The following is an 18,834-nucleotide window of genomic DNA, read 5'->3' as shown; positions in this document are numbered from 1 at the left end:
ACTGAAAAAAGAAGTACTTCCGAAAGTGTGCCGGCAGCATTGCCTTTTTGCTATCGAATAAAAACTGCAATGGGCTGTTTTTATTACTTATGCATAGCGCCACACCGCCTATTTCGATACAACCATATCAAAGTTAATAAAAATATCCGGTATTGCAAGTCAAAAAGCAAATAAATAAAGGCTTTTCGGGCAAAAAGTAGATTTTTTTATCAAATTTCACCGCAGAGGCTCTCTTTGGCGCAGTGATGGAGATTATTTTGGTCCCGGCAAGCGGTTCTCAAGCACTGCAGCTAGCGCCTCAATATGATCCTTGCGCAGGTTCAATGCAGGAATATATCGGTATTCACTTCCCCCCGCATCGAGAAAAATAGCGCGATTCTCTACCGAAATTTCTTCCAGAGTCTCCAGGCAGTCCGCCGAGAATGCAGGACAGATGACATCTACGGAAGCCACGCCGCGTGTGCCCCATTCCGTGAGTGTTTTATCGGTATAGGGCTGCAACCATTCCGCTTTGCCAAAACGGGACTGGAAACTGACCTGCCAGCATTCCCCGGCAATTTGCAATTGATCCGCCAACAGACGCGCAGTCTCTAGACAGTGCCGATAATAGGGATCTCCTTTCTCAGTATTGGCCTTCGGGATACCATGAAATGACAACAGGAGTTTTTCGGCCGGCCCGTATTTCTGCCAGTGCTCGCGCACGGAATTGGCGAGCGCGTTGATATAGAGGGAATTATGATAATAATCCCTTACTAGCGAAATATCTGGAATATCGCGGCTCTTGAGAAAAATCTGCGCCACTTGATCGTAAATTGCCGCTGTGGTTGTAGCTGAATATTGTGGATACAGTGGGAAAACAACAAAGGATTCAATCCCTTTTTTACGCAATGTCTCCACCACCTGGTGTAGCCGCGGGCCGCCGTAGGTCATAGCATACTCAACCACAAGATCGCGCCCGTTACTATAAAAATGCTCCTGTAATAACTCAGCCTGTGTGCGTGTATAGTAGAGAAGTGGAGAACCTGCAACCCGAGCACCATCCACACCACGGTTCCATATTCCCTCATAGGCGGGCGCGATGCGCTTGGGGCGAAACGGCAAAACCAGACAGTTCAATATTGTGAGCCAGAGAGGGCGGGGAATTTCCACAACACGGGGATCAGAGAGAAAATCCCGCAAAAATCGCCTCACCGAAGCTGCAGTCGGCTGTGCGGGCGTGCCCAAATTCATCAAGATTACTGCCGTGGACATAGTCAAACCCGCCTGATCAGTAAATTTGTCGGTAAAGCCCGCCGAAAATAACTGGTTAAAGGGACACTCACAAGGAACAGAAATGCTGATCTTCCGCCAAAGGCGCAGTGAGGGTAATATAAAAAAGCTCCCGAGAGGGAGCTTTTTAGATGTATCGGCATCGACAACTCAGCACAGGGCCTCAAGTAGCTTACCGCGAATTTCCTCCATGCTGCCAACCCCGGAGATTTTCGTGTATCTGGGGGCTGTTTCCGGGGAGCGCGCCTCCAGCTCACGGTAGAAACCAACCAGGGGCGCCGTCTGCTCACGATAGACCGCAAGACGCTTGCGCACAGTCTCTTCGCTATCATCGTTGCGCTGAATCAGTGCCTCACCGGTCATATCATCCAATCCTTCGCGCCGGGGTCGATTGTAAATAATATGATACACGCGGCCAGAGCCCTCGTGTATGCGCCGGCCGGAGAGGCGCTTGACAATTTCCTCATCGTCAACTGCAATCTCCACAACGTGGTCGATAGGGATATCCGCATCCAGCAGGGCCTGGGCTTGGGGAATAGTGCGGGGAAAACCATCGAACAGAAAACCGCCTGCGCAGTCAGCCTTTGCAATGCGCTCTTTCACCAGGGCAATGATCAGATCATCAGAGACCAGTTGGCCTGCCGCCATAATATTTTTCGCCTGCAGGCCAAGAGGTGTGGCAGATTTCTCCGCTGCACGAAGCATATCGCCGGTGGAGATTTGCGGAATGTCGAACTTCTCTACGATAAATTGTGCCTGAGTGCCTTTGCCGGCTCCCGGTGGGCCCAAGAGAATAATTCGCATGTTCTGTAGCCTCCAAAACTGTCGACGTCCAACAGTCGCCGCACCAAAAGAGCGCTACCTTACACGCAGACCCAACATTGAGCAAGATTGCTGCTTATACCCCCCATTCCGGTAAAATTACACAGCTCCCGTCAGGTGCAGGACCCGGTGATTTTCGATCAAACCGGCACTCCATTTGCGTTTTGCGTCAGGGATCATGAGGCTTGGGCGTCTGCTCCGCTTTCGCCCGCTTCCAAAGCCGGTCCAATTCCCGCAGGCTGACATCCGCAAACCGGCGCCCCCGGGCCTGTAGCGCAGACTCTACAGCACCAAAACGCTGCTCAAATTTGCGATTACTGCGACGCAGTATCGCCTCGGGATCTAACTTCAAGTGACGCGCTGCATTTACACAGGAAAATACCAGGTCACCCAGTTCTTCCGCTACGTGCCGGCGATCGCCAAGCGCCACGGCCTCGCGCAGCTCGGTAATCTCTTCCTCGATTTTGTCGAGCACACCATGAATATCCGGCCAGTCGAAGCCAACTTGCGAAGCACGTTTCTGTAATTTGGCCGCACGCGTCATCGCAGGTAGTCCCACCGCCACTCCGGCCAGGACCCCGGCGTCACCCTTGACATTGCGCTCGGCAGCCTTGATCGCCTCCCAGTTCCGCTTCACCTGTACCGCATCCACATCGCCAGTGTCGGCTTCACCGTCTAGATTACCATCGGGAAATACATGGGGGTGCCTGCGCACAAGTTTTCGCACCAGGGTATCGACAATGCGCGGAAAGTCGAAACAGCCCTGCTCCCGGCCCAGTTGGGCATAGAAGATTACCTGAAACAGCAGGTCGCCAAGCTCCTCGCGCAAATGTTCGTAATCAGTGGCCTCGATGGCCTCGGCTACTTCATAGGCCTCTTCAATCGTACAGGGAGCTATGCTGTCAAACGTCTGTTTCAAATCCCAAGGACAGCCGCTCATGGGATCGCGCAGTCGGGCCATCAGGTACAGCAGGTCTTCCAGCGAGTATTCGTCTTGCACTTGCCCCTCTCTTTCAGTGCAGCATACGCCGCTTCGCCGAAGCGACATTGGGCAGGCGATTGATGCGGTGCAGCACACGACTCAATTCTTCAAAGTTGTGGATCTCTGCGGTGAGCACCATTTCCACGGTGTGTCTGTGCTTATTGGAGCGGGTCTGCATAGCGGTGACATTGACTTTATGGCTGTCCAGCATCACGGTTACATCGCGCAGCAGGCCATGGCGGTCGTAGGCTTCGATCACTATCTCCACCGCATAGAGTTCCTGTGGCTTCTCAGCCCAACTCACCTGTAGCACCCGGTCGGATTCCTCCGCCTGCATGCGCAGCATATTGGCGCAGTCTTTTCGGTGAATAGAGACTCCGCGACCGAGGGTGATATAGCCCATAATATCGTCGCCCGGCAAGGGGTTGCAGCAGCGTGCAATATGGGTGAGCAGGTTGCCGACGCCATCGATATACACATCCGCCTTGCCCTCCCCCCTGGCAACCGGTGCCGTGAGCGAGGGCACCTTGTCCACAGGTACCACCCTGACCATACGCTGGGCGGCATTCAAGACCTGGCCAACACCAATATCCCCGGCACCCACAGCCGCATAGAGATCCTCCAGTGAAGACATATTCAGCTTGGCCGACAGTTTCTCAAAATCGAATTCTGTCAGCGCCAGTTGCCTGAATTCGCTGTCGAGAATGCTGCGTCCATCAGCGATATTCTGGTCTCGCGCCTGCTGCTTAAACCAGTGGATAATTTTGGCCCGCGCCCGCGAAGTTGTGATATAGCCCATGCCCGAAGACAACCAGTCGCGGCTGGGGGCCTCCCGTTTGCTGGTGAGAATTTCCACCTGATTGGCAGTACGCAATTCGTGATTGAGGGGCACGATGCGCCCATCCACCTTGGCACCGCGGCAGCGATGGCCGATTTCAGTATGAATCTTGTAGGCAAAATCCAGAGGTGTGGCACCGCTGGGTAAATCCACTACGTGCCCATCCGGGGTGAACACGTAAATGCGTGTATCAACGTCACTGCTTTGCAAGTCATCCCGCAGAGGATTTCCGCCCACTTCCTCGTGCCAATCGAGCACCTGGCGCAGCCAGGAAATTTTCTGCTCGTAACTGTCCTGGCTGCCACTTTTCTTGAGATCGGTGCCTTTGTAACGCCAGTGTGCGCAGACACCATACTCGGCCTCCTCGTGCATGGCGAAGGTGCGAATCTGCACCTCCAACACCTTGCGCTCGGGCCCAATAACCGCAGTGTGCAGGGAGCGATAGCCATTTTCCTTGGGGGAGGCGATGTAATCATCAAACTCATTGGGTATGTTGCGCCATAAATTATGCACTATCCCCAGCACCGCATAACAGTCCCGTATCGTAGGGACCAGTATCCGCACTGCGCGAATATCGTATACCTGTGAGAAACCAATGTTCTTATGGCGCATTTTGCGCCAGATACTGTAGATATGCTTTGCCCGACCGTAAACATCGCCCTCAATATCTGCACGCGTCAGCTCGCCACGGAGCAGGTCCAATACCGCATCGATATATTTTTGTCGCGCCAGGCGCTTCTCATCCAACAGGTGGGCAATCTGTTTATAATCTCCCGGCTCCAAGTAGCGGAACGAAAGATCCTCCAGCTCCCACTTGATATGGCCAATACCCAAACGGTGCGCAAGGGGGGCGTAAATATCGGCCACTTCACGGGCCACGCGTGTGCGCTTAGGCTGCTCGGCATTCTTTGCCGCGCGAATCGCGCAGGTGCGCTCCGCAAGCTTGATTAACGCCACCCGCACATCATCTACCAACGCCACCAACATGCGGCGGATATTCTCCGAGTGCTCTTCTACAGCACCGCCTCTACCCTCATCACCGGTACCTGCACTGCGACTGCGAATCGCTGCCATACGCAGGACTCCGCGGATCAGCTTGGTCACTACCGGGCCAAACCCCTCCTCCACCACCCCAAGTGGCAGGCGTTTCTCCCGCACCGCTCGATACAGTACAGCGGCAACCAGTGCCTCGGAATCAATTTGCAAGTCGGCCAGTATCTCGGCCATTTCCAGCCCGGTGGCAAAACTACTGGCACCTTCCGCCCAGATGTGCTCCACCGCGATGGACCGCTGCTCTGCCTCGGCACTCATCTCAGCAGCGCGGCGCAGCGTCACGAGCTGGGCGCCATTCAGCCCGGCCAGTTTCTGCATATGGCGCAGCCAGGACTCCAGATCGAGTTCGCGCTCAACACCGTAGGAATGATGTTTTCTGACTTGAACCATGCCTTATCGGACCATAACAGGGATTTTTAACGCAATTGACCTCATTTACCGGCCCCAAGCGGGGCTTCTATCATAGGTTTGAAGCCGTCAAAGTCCAAGATTTTCTTTATATTTTTCAAGAAGCTGCGTGCAAATCAGAAACGCCCTGTGGCGGCGTCCCCAGGGTGTGAAGCCATGCGGCGGCCCAAAGCGGGGCCAGCGGCCTGCTATATGTCCCGGCCCCCCATAGCATCAGTCCCTCCCCTCTGAGACAGGATGGGTATCCACGCTACATGCGCCCACATAAAGGGGGGACCTATCTCCTGGGCAAAGCCACTGCACTCAGCTGGATGCTGCTTTCGCTCTGTAACCGAATCCATTGAGGGGAGCTGTCGGGCAGGAGACTGGCCGGACCTGGTGCCACACCATGCAATCCGGCATCAGAAAAATACCGGGATAGCCAGAGGCCGACAGCAGAAATGTCCGACCATATCCAAGAACAACGCACATCAGCTACAGCGCAGTTGAAACTCAAAGGCGGTACCGTGATTTTCCCTGCTGCACACACTGATATCAACCTGGTGCAGTGCCAGCAACCTTTTGGTGATTGCAAGCCCCAGCCCACCCTGCCCACTGTTGTCGGGTAAGCTGTTGGCCGCCCTGTAATGGGCCTCGAATATATGTGGCAGATCATCAGCGGGTATTCCGCAGCCGCTATCTTTCACACTGACCAGCACTTCTTTACCGCGGGGCTGCAATTGCACAATGATCTCATCACCGCGGCCGCAGTGGCGCAGGGCATTTTCCACCAGGTTGGAGAATACCCGTTCGAGTTTTTCAATATCGCCGTGTACTACAATGGTTGAATCTTGCGGGGTCACATCCATTCTTACACAGTGCTGGCGGGCTTTCAGGGCAAATTTCTGCAATACATCCTGTATCAGTTCTGCCAGCACAATTTCCTCAAAGTGCATGGGTACATCGGCACTTTCCAGGCAGGCCAGTTCGAACAATTGTTCCACCAACCGATGCACTTTTTTGCTATTGCGATAAGCCGTCTCCACATAGTGCCGGCTATCGTCCGGGTTCAGTTCTTCGCGCTTGATCAACCAAGTTTCCAGATACCCCCGCAAGGATGAAAGCGGCGTGCGCAGGTCGTGAGAAATATGGGCCAACAGTTCCCGGCGCATTTCATCGACGGTTTTTATACGCAGGTACTGGGCCCGCAGCGATGCAGTCAATGCATTGAAGGCACTGCCCAGGCGGTGAACCACATCATTGGCATTGGCATCCCAGGGCGTTGGCGACAACTCCCGTTGCAGGCCGACAGCTCGAAAGCGCTGCATATCCCCGGTGAGTTGCCGCAGTGGGCGGGTGAGCAGGCCAAACACCCATAGAGAAGCCATCAAGCTGAGTATCAGGCCACCGAGGAAAACCACCACCACCCAGCGCAGGATCTGATTCTGCCACACACCTTGCGCCACATTATCAAACACCTCACCGCCAATAATCACATACATATAGCCTTTAAGCTGGCCATCCCGATTTACTGGGGCCGCGGAAAAGATCTTACGTCGCTCGCGGTCGCGGGGGTCCGCGCCATATATTGTGCGCTGAATTTCAGTGGGACTGCCGAGAAACGTGCGAATGGGTCCGATATCGATATGCCGGCGCTTGATCTGGGCCGGATCGGCGGAATAGGCGAGCACTTCGCCCTGTGGGTCCAGCAGATAGAATTCAAAGTTCGGGCCCAATACCATCAGGTTGTGAAACAGGTGATAGAGGCCCTCTTTATCCGGCTGGCCGTCAATAAATAATGCATGTTGATCGACTAGATGGCGAGCCAGATCGCGGTGCAGGTTTTGCGCCACTTCATTTTGATGGGCGCTGACTACATAGCGCATCAGCAGCAGAAACAGCGCGCCCACAATAACAAAACTGCACAACAGCAGCAGTGCCAGGCGCCGGAAGAAAGCATCACGCAGAAACTGCATCATTAAACTTATAGCCCACACCCCATACTGTCAACACATATTCCGGTTGCGAAGGGTTCCGCTCCAGTTTGCTGCGCAGGCGATTGATATGGGAATTCACCGTGTGCTCGTAACCGCTGTGTTGGTAACCCCAGACCGCATCCAGAATCTGCGCTCGGCGAAAAACTCTGCCGGGGTGACTGGCAAGGTAACAAAGCAGGTCGAATTCCCGCGCCGTCAGCTCCAGTGACCGCAAATCCAGCGTTGCGAGCCGCTTGGTACAGTCGATGTGCAGGCGGCCACAGGTAATCATTCGATCCACCCGGTTTTCCACCTGGGCGTTCAGTGCGGTACGACGCAACAGAGCTTTGACGCGGGCCTGCAGCTCGCGTATGCCAAATGGCTTGGGAAGATAGTCATCGGCGCCCATTTCAAGCCCCAGCACCCGATCCAGTTCGGAACTGCGTGCGGTCAGCATCAGAATCGGAAGGGCATTGCCGGCATCTCGCAAACGGCGGCAGACTTCCAGCCCGTCCAGGCCCGGCAGCATCACATCGAGCACCAACAGGTTGAATTTCTGGTTGAGGGCCCGCATCAGCCCCTGCTCCCCATTGTCACAGGAGGTGACCAAGTAACCCAGTGCCTCAAGATGCATGCGCAACAAGCGCAATATATCGTGATCGTCCTCGATTATCAGAATACGCTTGCTCATAGCGACCCACCGGTTCAAAGTCTTTTCCCTGTCGCAGCTCTCCCTCCCCGGGATGAGCTGCACAGGTCCTGGACAGTTTGTCGCAGCAGGGCCGCAATTATTACTCGGTCCGGGTGATGCTTAGCAGCATGGCTGGCTGATCAAAACGGTGGGACTGGTTGAGAACCGATTCGGTGTATCCATCTGCCCGACTGACAATGCCGGGGTGACGTGCGACAAAATTCGTATCCTCCCGTTCAGCGTTGAAACCCTCGCCACCATCAGCGGGACCAGGTATGGTGCCGGCCAATTCGCTGTTAAACTCGGTGCCTGCATCGTATACCGGTGCCAATCGTTGCAGTGACTCTCCCACCGCCAGGGCAGAAATGTCGATTCGAGTGACCCCGCTGAATGCATCGTTGGTATTGACCAGCATGGTGGCGACCGTCAGCAGTATTTCCTCCTCTTCGGCAAAGCTCAGAGAAAAGCTATCTGTGCCGCCCGGACCCAGCGGCGCTTCTGCACTGATTGAGGCAAAGTTGCCGGCATCCTCAAACGCCATCAGGAATTCGCTATTGTCGCCACCTTCGGCAAGCAGCTCAAGGCCGCTGCTGGAAGGTTCGCCGACAGTCCAGCCCTGCAGCGTGCTGCCGTGGGCCACCACCGCTATCGGTGACAGGGGCTGCCCGTGAGTCAGGTTGGTAACCGTTACTTCAAACCCCACCGTGACAGGTTCAGGCTCAGGTACAGGGTTGTCCGGCACATCGACACGATCATTGTTATCGCTGTCGCAGCCGGTCAGCAGGGCTGAAATAGCCAAAGACACCAGCAGAGCGCCCAATTTCAATCTTTTCATGGTGAATTCTCCCCTTGCCACCCTACTGGATAGTCACTACAACCTTGGCCACGGGATTCAGCCAGCGATGAATACGCGCATCCAGATCACTGGTACCGGCAACCGGATCGGTATCACCGATATTGCCACGGTGAATATGTACCCTCTGGTTGACTTCTTCGGTCGTAACACCAGTGCCACCGGCCCCCCCATTGCCACCAGGATTAGCGGGGATTCCCGCGACAAATGGCGCACCGCTACCCGCCACCACCCGCTCGTCGTTGGCTTCGGTACCGGCGTCATAGGCGTTGAGGTACAGGGTATAGCTGCCGGGTTCCGTGGGGATTTCCCAGGCATCAAGCCCGACAAAGCCGTCATTGGTAGGCAGCAGCATGGCGGCTATGGAAAGAAATCCGTTGTTGCCACTATCAAACGCCTCCAGGCTGACGCTGGTACCAGGCCCCAGCAGACCAGCGGCAGGATTTTCCACATTAGTCGCCCCTACGGATTCAGCCTCGGCAACCAAACCACTGATATCTCCGCCCTCGGCCATCATTTGCAGCGCAGGCGTGGCAGCGGTACCGATTTCAAACAGGTGAAATGCGTCCGCGTGGGCAGAAACCAGCAGCGGTGTAAAATAAATGCTGTGGGTCAGATTGGTGACTTCCACTGAAACCGTTTGTGCGTGGACGCCTGTCGCAGCAGCAGCCAGCGTCAACGCGCCTAGAATTGGTTTGATTTTCATAGCTATCCCCAGAGTCTGTAGTTATACAATTAAAAGACCGAAGAACTTTGTTCAGGCTAAAGGGGAAATATCCACTGGCGATCACTAAATCATCACGTTTCTATCACAGTGACAAAGGCTTCTCGAATCTGATGAACTCAGGGCTAGCGGTATCAGGGCAAAGGCCAGCCTGTATGATTCATCCGCCTCCGAGGCAGACAAACGGAATAACCGCAATCGGTTGGGAGGATACAGCGGCCCTGCAGCACAATCCTAGAGTTGATTGAGTGGCACCTTCAGATAGACAGCGCCATTGGGTTCCGCCGGGGGAAGCTGTCCTGCGCGGATATTGACCTGTACCGAGGGAATAATCAGCTTTGGCATGGCCAAATCCGCATCGCGCTTATTGCGAATCTCGACAAACTCCGCTTCACTAACCCCTTCGCGCAAATGGATATTGTCACGACGCTGGATACCCACAGTCGTTTCACACTGGTAGCCGCGCTTGCCTTTGGGCGGATAGTCGTGGCACACAAACATGCGGATTTCTTCTCTGAGTCCCAGGATTTTTCGTGCAGAATGATACAATTGAGAGGCATCACCACCAGGAAAATCGCAACGGGCACTCCCCACATCTGGCATAAACAGCGTATCGCCGACAAACAGGGCGTCACCGATCAGCCACACCATATCCGCAGGAGTGTGCCCGGGGGTGTAAATCACCCGTGCTTCCAGCGCTCCTAACTGGAAAATCTCACCGTCTTTAAACAAATGATCAAACTGACTGCCATCGGCCAAAAATTCCCGCTCTAGATTAAACACCTTGCGAAAAATCTCTTGCACTTGGCAGATCTGCTCCCCAATGGCAATGCGCCCCCCCAGTTGGCTTTTGAGGAAGGGCGCCCCCGACAGATGATCCGCGTGCGCATGGGTCTCCAACATCCACTCCAGCACAAGCCGCTTGCGCCGGATAAATGACACAATCTCCTCTGCACCCCGGTTACTGGTGCGTCCGGAAGCAGCATCGTAGTTGAGTACGGCATCCACCACCGCAGCAGAACCGCCCTCTCGATCGTATACCACATAGCTCCAGGTCTCCGTATCCTTGTCAAGAAACGGTTGTACCTGAGTGACCTGCTTTTTCTGCGGCATCACATAACCCCCAAAAATCAATTGGCCCAGCAATATACAATTTGATAATATATAAAACAATATATTGTGCTTGTGAACACTGTCATTAACTGAACCCCATGCCAGATACCGGCAAACCCGACCTCAGAAAAATGCGCGAATCCGCCGACCAGGCCACCGCCATGCTGCGCTCCCTGGCCAATCGGGACCGCCTGCTCCTGCTGTGTCAACTCAGCCAGGGAGAACTCAATGTCAGCGAACTCGAAAAGCAGCTGGACATTCAACAACCCAGTCTCTCCCAGCAACTGGGCGTTTTGCGCCGCGAGGGCCTGGTGGCCACCCGGCGCGAAGGCAAACATATCTACTACCGGGTTGCCGCTCCCCAGGCTCTGTGCCTGCTGCAAACCCTCTACCACCTCTACTGTGCGGAGTCATCCAATGTCGATTGAATGGCTGGCCTTGATCACGCCCACCGCCCTTTCTGACAACGCCCAGATCCACTCTCCATGCTATTTGTGGCCGCCCTGTTGGTGTGCGAACTGGCGAGCTTTGTCACCATTTGCATTCTGTACCATTCACCAACCAGCTGAAAAGATCGATATGATGAAAACCCACTTTACTGCACTACTCACCACTGAGAACATTTTCAACTGAGTCTCAAAACAAACACTCTGCACCCGGTTTATCCGGGGAAGCCCGGGGCCCTCCCATTGCGCCCGCCTGGCTTTTCGCTGCAGTGCTACTAGGGGCCGCCAACGCCTAATGGATACAATATGCGGGTGCACCATCTGATTCCTCCCTGGTTCAAGCACTACCGACCCGAATGGCTGGCGGGTGATGCCATTGCCGCGTTTATTGCCAGCATGATGCTTGTACCCCAGGCGCTGGCCTATGCGGCCCTGGCGGGACTGCCGCCGTACCTGGGGCTCTATGCTGGCCTGCTGCCACTGGTGGGTTACGCCCTGTTTGGTTCAAGCTCGGTACTGTCAGTGGGCCCGGTGGCTGTGCTGGCCCTAATGACCGCCTCGGCCCTCAGCCCTATCGCCACACCGGGCAGTGCCGAATACATCAACAGTGCCATCCTTCTCGCTCTGTTGAGTGGTTTGATACTCCTGGCGATGGGATTTCTCGGCCTTGGCAGCTTGTCCAATCTATTGAGCCTGCCGGTTGTGGACGGTTTTATCTCCGGTGCAGCTATCCTGATTATTGTCGGTCAAATCGCTCCTTTGCTGGGGGTGGAGAACAGTGGTGATACCGCCCTGGAGATACTGCTAAGCACCCTTAGCAACATTTCCAGTACGGACCCGCAAACCGCCATCCTTGGGGTCACCGCTCTGCTGAGCCTGATCTGTGCGCGGCTGGGCCTGCCCGTTGTATTGATAAAAATGGGTATCACCCCCCCCAGGGCCAGACTGCTGTCGCGCCTGGCTCCCATGCTAATTGTCTTGCTGGCAATTTTGTTCACCATTCTTTTCCATTGGGGAAAAGAGATACCCGTGGTTGGTGATATTCCGGGCGGCCTGCCAGAATTGAAGATGCCAACTTTCAGCCTGAGCCTGATTCACCAACTGATGCTGCCGGCACTGATTATTGCCCTGCTCGGGTTTGTGGAAAGCCTCTCCATCGCCCATGCCATCGCCTTGCGCCGGGGGGAAAAACTCAATGCCAGCGCCGAGCTGCGAGGCCTGGGCGCGGCCAACTTGCTCAGTGCTTTCTCCGGGGCTTTCGCAGTCACAGGCAGTTTTGCACGCACTGCGGTGAACGATGAGGCTGGTGCTAAATCTCCATTGAGCGGGGTGATCGCTGCCGTGCTGATTGCCCTGGTCCTGTTATACGCGGCCCGGATATTCACGGAATTGCCAGTGTGTGTGCTTGCTGCGACCATTATCGTAGCGGCCGCCAATCTCATTAATCTCCGCGCCATGGCCCTGCACTGGCACTACGACCGTACCGACGGCCTCGCTATGGCCGGCACTCTGCTGGGTGTTTTGCTGTTCGGTGTCGAAACCGGTATTGGGTTGGGTATCGGATTGTCCTTCGCTACGCTTATCTGGCGCACCAGCAGACCCCACATTGCCGTGGTCGGACGCGTGCCGGGCAGCGAGCATTTTCGCAATGTGCTGCGCCACACAGTAAAAACCCAACCGGGTATCCTGTTCCTGCGTATTGATGAAAACCTGTTCTTCAGCAATATCAGCGCCGTAGAGGAGCGCCTGCTGATCGAGATCAAACGCCACCGGAACCCCCATGACCTGGTACTTATTCTCTCTTCGGTGAACCGTATTGACAGCACCGCGATAGAGCGGTTACAGCAGGTTAACCGGGATCTGAGGGAACACGACATCCGCCTGCATCTGGCGGAAGTAAAGGGGCCGGTGCTGGACCGCATGGGGCGCTCTAGACTGCTGCAGGAGTTGAGTGGACGGGTCTTTCTGTCTTCCTATATCGCCGAGTTGGCCCTGCGTCGCCACCAGATCAATGTCGACGACAGTAAATCCAATGATTCGCTACCTCCTGCCAAATCCACCTGAGACAGGTGCAACCCAAAACAGCCTCACCCCCTTTAAACGGGGGCAGGCTTGCAGGGATTCACCGGGAATTACAAAATATCCGCGATACGAATTCGATGATTTGATTGCGTCACAACATGCAATCCGCAGCAACTGTGGAGCGAGAGAGAACACCAAGGGGCCGAGCAATTCAACGCACCCCCATATAACTCTGGGGAGGAGCTAAGGAAGCCAACACCAAAACCCCGCATCCCATCAGGCCCACCGCTTTACGGAGCCTGCTACTGCCATGTCAGCATCTGTCCCCCTGTGTGCAAGCTGGGGTTACGACAAACCTGACCACGGGCAGGCATAGAATAGTAAACTAAACACAAGTCCACTGCTGAGCACTATCCGTACTTAGGCTGCCATGGCTTTCCGTTCAATCCAGGAAGGAAGTTGCCACTATCCACACATCCCGCTTCACCACACAGAGAGGCTGCTATGGAAGAGGAGCACAAAGTCGACGTCAAACAAGCCCTGCGGGTATTCAACCGGGTCACCAGGGATGGTCGCAAAACGCACGATGGCTGGCACTACCAAGGGCTGACGGTGAGCACCGATTTTGACGGTTACACGGTCTTTATCCATTCAAACAGGGTGAAGCTCTCGATCTTTTTCCACAATAAATTCTCGGTGGATTATCAGAATAGTAACGACTTACAGGAGTTTTTGGACCTGCTTGCCCGCCTGGACAGGGATTGACAATGGAATTACATCGGGATTCCGCTGTGGAAACGGAAAATGCTGTCACTGCGCTCTACCAGCTCCCGTTCCACCTGCAGCAACGCCTGGACCCGAGATGCCGTGTCCTCACCGGCAGCCTTCTCGGCAAGATACAGATAGTCACGAAAATGACGAGCCTCAGATTTCAAAAGAGAAAGGTAGAACCTCTGTAATTCTTCATCCAGAAAGGGGGCGATTCGGGCAAAACGTTCACAAGAGCGCGCTTCAATGATCGCTCCACAAATCAGGGTATCCACCAATCGCCCCGGTTCAGTCGTGCGCACCTCAGCGCGCAGACTCGCCGCGTAACGGGAGGCACTGACATGGGGATAGGCGATGCCACGCTTCTCCATAATCGCCAGCACCTGCTCAAAATGGCGCAATTCTTCTCGGGCCAGGCGCGACATCTTGTTTAGCAGCTCGAAGTCATTGAGGTAACGAAACATCAGATTCAACGCTGTACCCGCCGCCTTCTTCTCACAGTTTGCATGGTCCACCAGCATCAATTCCGGCTCGGCAAGCGCTGCATGAATCCAGGCCTCCGGAGTTGGGCACAGTAGAAACCCGTGAATGGCGGAAAGATCGGGGGATTGACTATTCATAGGGGGCACTTCAATAAGGGAAACTCACTTGGCGCGGGATTATAGCGATCCAGCATAAGAAGGGCAGCCATGCCAGCGGTAAGCCCGGCAGCTTGTGTAAACTGAAGTGGCCTGAGCAGAGCCGGTATCACCCTCTTTGTGCCAGGCGGGAGAAGCCCGATATAAAGGGGGATGTGCGCCTGCCGGAGCAGATGCCCAGCACTCCAAACGTAACAGTCCGCGCGCCAGAAAAAGGCGCACCGATTGCAGCAGATCCCAGATCCTGGAGGCACTGACCGGCGCTCTCATAGCCAAACCGTTTGTCCCGGCGGTTCGGGAAGTTCTTGAGCATCACACAGTGAACTGCCCAGTACCATAGGTTGCACAAGTATGGCGATCCCTATTAACGGGAAGTGCAACCTCTATTTGTCCAGCTATACCTGTGCCGGCACCCCTTGGAAGATGACAAGTGCAGGTCCAGTACAAGAGTGCTATCTTCGATAGTGACCAATGTATCAGCCAGGTTCTCATTTCACAAAGCGGGTATTCACTGAAACCTCAAACCAGCGTGCAAATCGGCTGAGTACGGCTTTGCGGGGATACATCCATCTATTTGATAAAAGGCTGCACAGCATTGTTGCAGCTTAGAAAGGCAGGAGGCCTGATCGATGTTGCGTTTTCCAAACCGATCCAAGACCGCCGACTGGCCGGAACTCCCCTTTAAAGACTGGTCGAATACGGCGGCGACACTCCATATGTAGACCCAAATAATCGGAAAGATTCGACTCGCGCAAACTCCGTGGACAAACCACTCCTGGCATGTCCCCTTCTACATAACAGCACGCGGTCTCAGTACGTCGCTGATTCCGTATGATGGCAGGGCATTTGAAATCATCTTCAACCTGCTCAACCACCAACTTGTAATCCAGACAACCAACGGCGGCCAACAATCCCTAGCGTTGGAGTCCCGTCCTGTGTCCAGTTTTTATCAAAATGTTCTCAAGGCACTTGCGACCTTGGGTCTTGACATCCAGATCTTTACCACGCCCAGCGAAGTAGCCGATGGCATTCCATTTGAAAAGGACAGTACGCACCATCACTATGATCGCGAGTTTGCCACGCGATTCTGGCGCGCTTTGGTGCAGATGGATCGCGTGTTCAAGGAATTTCGCTCCCGCTTTTTTATAGGAAAATGCAGCCCTGTGCATTTTTTCTGGGGCAGCTTCGACCTGGCCGTGACACGCTTTTCGGGTAGAGAGGCGCCGCTGCATCCGGGAGGTGTCCCCCATCTTCCGGATTGGGTTGTCCGCGAGGCCTATTCTCACGAGGTGAGCAGTGCGGGATTCTGGCCAGGTGGCGGAAAGATTGATACCCCATCATTTTACTCCTATGCCTATCCAGCACCGGATGGATTCTCCAAAGCCCAAATCTCACCCCCGGAAGCCTATTACTCGGACAAGTTGGGCGAATTCATTCTTTCCTACGACGACGTGCGGACATCAGAATCACCTGACGATAAACTGCTGGAGTTCCTCCAAAGTACCTATGAGGCGGCCGCCAATCTGTCTGACTGGGATCGCACTGCCCTGGAGCGTGAACTTGTGCCAAACCCTTGACCTCACAGGTATGATGACCTTGATTGATTCAGTGAAACCTGCACAAACTGCACATGAGCGGCTTCGCAACACATTGTCTAGTAGTATGGCAACGCCCTGCAATTCGTATCGGAAAGCAAACAGTACTCTTGATCGTCAAAGGGACATCCCGCGAGCCAGTTTTACCTGCGTTGAAGCTTTGCCTGACCCGCCGGACTCCTGAACACTAGCGCCTGGCTTTTTATAAATCAGTGAGCCATTTTTAAGCGTAACTGTATTGTTTTGCCCTGGGATAATTGAAATCTTCCTGTTGAACACCCCAAAATGGGCGTTATAACCCTGCTCACCTTTCAATAAGATACCCTGAAGACTACCCCAATTTATTTTCACCTGACCTTTGGCGATATAAAGTTCATGTTCCGGCCAGCCTTTATTATTTCTGTAGGTTCCTATTAGATTAGACGGCAACTGCCCAGCTTGTACTATGAGATCACTGTCGGGTGCACTCACCAATTCTGACCTGATTGATCCCGCTAACCGTTTCGACTCCCGCTCCAGCAATTCATCTCGATTGTCTTTTTCAAGTACAGAATTATAGGTGTAGTTAGCAATCACATGAGGCAGGGTGAAGGCAATATCCTGATTGGTAAAGGCTATGACCCCAATTTTCCGCTCGGGCATAAAGGACACATGAATGCTGTAACCTCCGTAATTACCAAACCTCGTCAACAGGATTTCACTATTTTATTGCGCAACATCCCACCCCAGGGTATAACCATCACGTGCATGCGTAAAATAGGTTTTCTGTTGAGCAACCTGTGCCTTGTGCAGTTTTTCAAAGATATCGCCCTTGGATAATTTTGATACATCCTGATTGATATTGGTTTTCAGCCAGATAGCAAGATCGTTTGCTGTAGAAACCAGCCCACCTGCCGGATGCATCGTGGCATTTGTCTTGTGATGCCCATAATTAAAAATACTGCCATCTTTTGCAGTGGTAATTGCAGGCAATATGTTCTTAACACCAGCAATATCCGCAGTAGTACCAGTCATACCTAATGGATTGGCAATATACAATGAAATGAGTTCAGCCCATTGCTTATTCATAACAGACTCCGCAAGCATTGAAGCAACAATTGGGCCTGTATTTGAATACCTAAACTGATGGTCCGGCGCAACAAGCATATGCTCATTCAAAGACCTTATTAATTCAACCTGATCGGCGTAACCTAGAAAAGCCGTCTTAAAGACAAATGGAACACTCGTAAAACCGGATGTATGTGTAAGCAGTTGTTTAACTGTAATCTTGTCAGTATCAACTTTTGTGTTGGAAATGAGTGCAGGATCATAATAAGATACGGGCTTGTTTAAATCTATCCTTTCAGCATCATGCAGAACAGCCAGTAATGTACCGGTCAACGCCTTAGTATGAGACGCGATAAGAATTGGGGTATCTTTACTTAACTGGCGACTCCCTTTTGAATAGGCATTGAAAAAAGCAAGTCCATTCTGATCTACAAGTGCAACAAAATATGAGCCAGTTAAATTATTGTTATCAGCCAGTTCTTTTAACCTAAACGCTACATCTGATTTTACGTTTTCTTTATCTGCAAAGCAGTCATAAGCAGCCACTGACAAAACTGCCACACTTAACAACACTTTCCACTGCATGGATATTTTCTGTTTTTTTATTTTTTTCAGTGAAATGGGAAGGCAAAAACATTTGCCCCCTTTACGCCATGACCATCTTGGCAATAAATAAGGCTTAATGGCGGGCAGCGAGAATACCGCCGACCATGGCTACCAGGGAAGAGAGCATTCCCATACCAACCAGGCTGTAAAGGCTGATAGATTGTCGTGCGGCTTCGCTCAATACCTCTCCAAAGGGAAATTGCCAAGCAACAATACCAGAGGCAGCCAGCACAGCGAGATACTGGAATCCACTGGCACGGCGTTCAGCCCGCTTTGATGACACCGGCAGCTCGGCCATCACCCGATCACAGAAGCCATTGTCATCCAGGTAGGGCTCCCCGAATTGCAGCTGTTCACTCAACCAGGCATCGAACATCGGATCTTTGCCCTCTATCGCTGTATCGCGCAAGGCGTTGCCCTTTGTGTGACGTTGTTCAAAATTAACCATTGACCACCTCCTCGCGCCAGGGTTGCAACAAACTGCGCAGCTTGGCTCTGGCGCGATTGATATGAGATTTTACCGTACCCAGTGGCAACTTCATGATATTCGCCGTTTCTTCATGAGAAAAACCCCGCTGCAGGCATAAATGTATGGCCTGGCGTTGCACATCACTGAGCGATTCCATGGCGGAGTCGAGATCCCTGGCCATAACCAGTTGCTGTGCCTCTTCCACACGCTCCTCAGCCTGGGCCTTATCCACCGCCTCCTGGTCCACTTCCGGCGCATTCTTGCGCTTGTGACTCATAACAAGATTGTAGGCAATACGGTACAGCCAGGTGCTGAAACGGGCATCTCCCCGAAATGCCGGCAACGCCTTGTAGGCCTTGATAAATGCCTCTTGGGCCATATCATCTGCCAGACCCTGGTCACCACCACACAGCTGACGGAGCGAGAATCGCAGCTGAGACTGATAGCGACGCACCAGCTGGGCGTAGGCCCGCTGATCCCCATCTTCGACGGCGCGTCTGATCAACCCCTCATCATCGAGGTCCATATTCGCTGT

The 18,834-nt window shown here is 53.6% G+C and carries 18 protein-coding genes; 4 read left to right on the top strand and 14 right to left on the bottom strand.

The window, feature by feature from the left end:
- Nucleotides 1-252: 252 nt before the first annotated feature.
- From hemH to Q5Y71_RS03070, 9 genes are all read right to left on the bottom strand, one after another.
- Nucleotides 253-1,251 (bottom strand): ferrochelatase, encoded by a 999-nt coding sequence (hemH, locus tag Q5Y71_RS03110; protein ID WP_306039991.1) that lies wholly within the window; start codon nucleotides 1,249-1,251, stop codon nucleotides 253-255.
- Between the two features lie 168 nt (nucleotides 1,252-1,419).
- Nucleotides 1,420-2,073, bottom strand: a complete 654-nt coding sequence (gene adk, locus Q5Y71_RS03105) for an adenylate kinase (protein ID WP_306039990.1) — start codon at nucleotides 2,071-2,073, stop codon at nucleotides 1,420-1,422.
- 187 nt (nucleotides 2,074-2,260) lie between these two features.
- Entirely contained in the window at nucleotides 2,261-3,091 is an 831-nt protein-coding gene (mazG, locus tag Q5Y71_RS03100) for a nucleoside triphosphate pyrophosphohydrolase (RefSeq protein ID WP_306039988.1), read from the bottom strand.
- 13 nt (nucleotides 3,092-3,104) lie between these two features.
- On the bottom strand, nucleotides 3,105-5,354 hold the full coding sequence (gene relA, locus Q5Y71_RS03095) for a GTP diphosphokinase (protein WP_306039986.1): 2,250 nt from the start codon (nucleotides 5,352-5,354) through the stop codon (nucleotides 3,105-3,107).
- Between the two features lie 488 nt (nucleotides 5,355-5,842).
- A complete protein-coding gene (locus tag Q5Y71_RS03090) occupies nucleotides 5,843-7,330 on the bottom strand; it encodes an ATP-binding protein (protein WP_306039983.1) in 1,488 nt (495 codons plus the stop codon).
- Nucleotides 7,311-8,018, bottom strand: a complete 708-nt coding sequence (locus tag Q5Y71_RS03085) for a response regulator transcription factor (protein ID WP_306039982.1) — start codon at nucleotides 8,016-8,018, stop codon at nucleotides 7,311-7,313. The genes Q5Y71_RS03090 and Q5Y71_RS03085 overlap by 20 nt, the downstream gene beginning before the upstream one ends.
- A 100-nt stretch (nucleotides 8,019-8,118) precedes the next feature.
- Nucleotides 8,119-8,853, bottom strand: coding sequence for a spondin domain-containing protein (locus Q5Y71_RS03080; RefSeq protein WP_306039980.1), 735 nt, complete (start codon nucleotides 8,851-8,853; stop codon nucleotides 8,119-8,121).
- Nucleotides 8,854-8,875: 22 nt separating this feature from the next.
- Entirely contained in the window at nucleotides 8,876-9,577 is a 702-nt protein-coding gene (locus Q5Y71_RS03075; protein ID WP_306039979.1) for a spondin domain-containing protein, read from the bottom strand.
- A 252-nt stretch (nucleotides 9,578-9,829) separates the two neighbouring features.
- Nucleotides 9,830-10,708, bottom strand: coding sequence for an MBL fold metallo-hydrolase (locus Q5Y71_RS03070; RefSeq protein ID WP_306039977.1), 879 nt, complete (start codon nucleotides 10,706-10,708; stop codon nucleotides 9,830-9,832).
- A 98-nt stretch (nucleotides 10,709-10,806) separates the two neighbouring features.
- Here Q5Y71_RS03070 and Q5Y71_RS03065 point away from each other — a divergent pair, with 98 nt between their 5' ends.
- From Q5Y71_RS03065 to Q5Y71_RS03055, 3 genes are all read left to right on the top strand, one after another.
- Entirely contained in the window at nucleotides 10,807-11,136 is a 330-nt protein-coding gene (locus Q5Y71_RS03065; RefSeq protein WP_306039975.1) for a helix-turn-helix transcriptional regulator, read from the top strand.
- A gap of 324 nt (nucleotides 11,137-11,460) precedes the next feature.
- Nucleotides 11,461-13,218 (top strand): SulP family inorganic anion transporter, encoded by a 1,758-nt coding sequence (locus tag Q5Y71_RS03060; protein WP_306039973.1) that lies wholly within the window; start codon nucleotides 11,461-11,463, stop codon nucleotides 13,216-13,218.
- A 462-nt stretch (nucleotides 13,219-13,680) separates the two neighbouring features.
- On the top strand, nucleotides 13,681-13,941 hold the full coding sequence (locus tag Q5Y71_RS03055; protein WP_306039972.1) for a DUF3081 family protein: 261 nt from the start codon (nucleotides 13,681-13,683) through the stop codon (nucleotides 13,939-13,941).
- Nucleotides 13,942-13,949: 8 nt separating this feature from the next.
- On the opposite strand, the gene Q5Y71_RS03050 is transcribed toward Q5Y71_RS03055, so the two are convergent.
- Entirely contained in the window at nucleotides 13,950-14,564 is a 615-nt protein-coding gene (locus tag Q5Y71_RS03050; RefSeq protein ID WP_306039970.1) for a tRNA-(ms[2]io[6]A)-hydroxylase, read from the bottom strand.
- Nucleotides 14,565-15,310: 746 nt separating this feature from the next.
- Here Q5Y71_RS03050 and Q5Y71_RS03045 point away from each other — a divergent pair.
- The gene (locus tag Q5Y71_RS03045; RefSeq protein WP_371876988.1) at nucleotides 15,311-16,159 is read left to right on the top strand and encodes a DUF5996 family protein; all 849 of its coding nucleotides are present in this window, start codon (nucleotides 15,311-15,313) and stop codon (nucleotides 16,157-16,159) included.
- A 135-nt stretch (nucleotides 16,160-16,294) separates the two neighbouring features.
- Here the strand turns inward: Q5Y71_RS03045 and Q5Y71_RS03040 are convergent, their stop codons facing one another.
- From Q5Y71_RS03040 to Q5Y71_RS03025, 4 genes are all read right to left on the bottom strand, one after another.
- Entirely contained in the window at nucleotides 16,295-16,819 is a 525-nt protein-coding gene (locus tag Q5Y71_RS03040) for a hypothetical protein (RefSeq protein WP_306039968.1), read from the bottom strand.
- A gap of 63 nt (nucleotides 16,820-16,882) precedes the next feature.
- On the bottom strand, nucleotides 16,883-17,809 hold the full coding sequence (locus tag Q5Y71_RS03035) for a serine hydrolase (RefSeq protein ID WP_306039967.1): 927 nt from the start codon (nucleotides 17,807-17,809) through the stop codon (nucleotides 16,883-16,885).
- 94 nt (nucleotides 17,810-17,903) lie between these two features.
- Complete coding sequence (locus Q5Y71_RS03030; RefSeq protein WP_306039966.1) at nucleotides 17,904-18,278, bottom strand: hypothetical protein; 375 nt, start codon at nucleotides 18,276-18,278, stop codon at nucleotides 17,904-17,906.
- Complete coding sequence (locus tag Q5Y71_RS03025; RefSeq protein ID WP_306039964.1) at nucleotides 18,271-18,825, bottom strand: sigma-70 family RNA polymerase sigma factor; 555 nt, start codon at nucleotides 18,823-18,825, stop codon at nucleotides 18,271-18,273. Before Q5Y71_RS03025 ends, Q5Y71_RS03030 begins: the two co-directional genes overlap by 8 nt.
- Between the last annotated feature and the right edge of the window lie 9 nt (nucleotides 18,826-18,834).

The organism is Microbulbifer sp. 2205BS26-8 (assembly GCF_030731025.1).
Taxonomy (GTDB): Bacteria; Pseudomonadota; Gammaproteobacteria; order Pseudomonadales; family Cellvibrionaceae; genus Microbulbifer; species Microbulbifer spongiae.
The sequence above is the reverse complement of the archived record's forward strand: the minus strand, read 5'-3'. Positions and strand labels throughout refer to the sequence as shown.

Excerpts from the sequence above, each read along its gene's own strand:
- hemH (WP_306039991.1), bottom strand. The coding sequence starts at position 1,251 with ATGTCCACGGCAGTAATCTTGATGAATTTGGGCACGCCCGCACAGCCG.
- adk (WP_306039990.1), bottom strand. The coding sequence starts at position 2,073 with ATGCGAATTATTCTCTTGGGCCCACCGGGAGCCGGCAAAGGCACTCAG.
- relA (WP_306039986.1), bottom strand. The coding sequence starts at position 5,354 with ATGGTTCAAGTCAGAAAACATCATTCCTACGGTGTTGAGCGCGAACTC.
- Q5Y71_RS03090 (WP_306039983.1), bottom strand. The coding sequence starts at position 7,330 with ATGATGCAGTTTCTGCGTGATGCTTTCTTCCGGCGCCTGGCACTGCTG.
- Q5Y71_RS03085 (WP_306039982.1), bottom strand. The coding sequence starts at position 8,018 with ATGAGCAAGCGTATTCTGATAATCGAGGACGATCACGATATATTGCGC.
- Q5Y71_RS03080 (WP_306039980.1), bottom strand. The coding sequence starts at position 8,853 with ATGAAAAGATTGAAATTGGGCGCTCTGCTGGTGTCTTTGGCTATTTCA.
- Q5Y71_RS03075 (WP_306039979.1), bottom strand. The coding sequence starts at position 9,577 with ATGAAAATCAAACCAATTCTAGGCGCGTTGACGCTGGCTGCTGCTGCG.
- Q5Y71_RS03070 (WP_306039977.1), bottom strand. The coding sequence starts at position 10,708 with ATGCCGCAGAAAAAGCAGGTCACTCAGGTACAACCGTTTCTTGACAAG.
- Q5Y71_RS03065 (WP_306039975.1), top strand. The coding sequence starts at position 10,807 with ATGCCAGATACCGGCAAACCCGACCTCAGAAAAATGCGCGAATCCGCC.
- Q5Y71_RS03060 (WP_306039973.1), top strand. The coding sequence starts at position 11,461 with ATGCGGGTGCACCATCTGATTCCTCCCTGGTTCAAGCACTACCGACCC.
- Q5Y71_RS03055 (WP_306039972.1), top strand. The coding sequence starts at position 13,681 with ATGGAAGAGGAGCACAAAGTCGACGTCAAACAAGCCCTGCGGGTATTC.
- Q5Y71_RS03050 (WP_306039970.1), bottom strand. The coding sequence starts at position 14,564 with ATGAATAGTCAATCCCCCGATCTTTCCGCCATTCACGGGTTTCTACTG.
- Q5Y71_RS03040 (WP_306039968.1), bottom strand. The coding sequence starts at position 16,819 with ATGCCCGAGCGGAAAATTGGGGTCATAGCCTTTACCAATCAGGATATT.
- Q5Y71_RS03035 (WP_306039967.1), bottom strand. The coding sequence starts at position 17,809 with ATGCAGTGGAAAGTGTTGTTAAGTGTGGCAGTTTTGTCAGTGGCTGCT.
- Q5Y71_RS03030 (WP_306039966.1), bottom strand. The coding sequence starts at position 18,278 with ATGGTTAATTTTGAACAACGTCACACAAAGGGCAACGCCTTGCGCGAT.
- Q5Y71_RS03025 (WP_306039964.1), bottom strand. The coding sequence starts at position 18,825 with ATGGACCTCGATGATGAGGGGTTGATCAGACGCGCCGTCGAAGATGGG.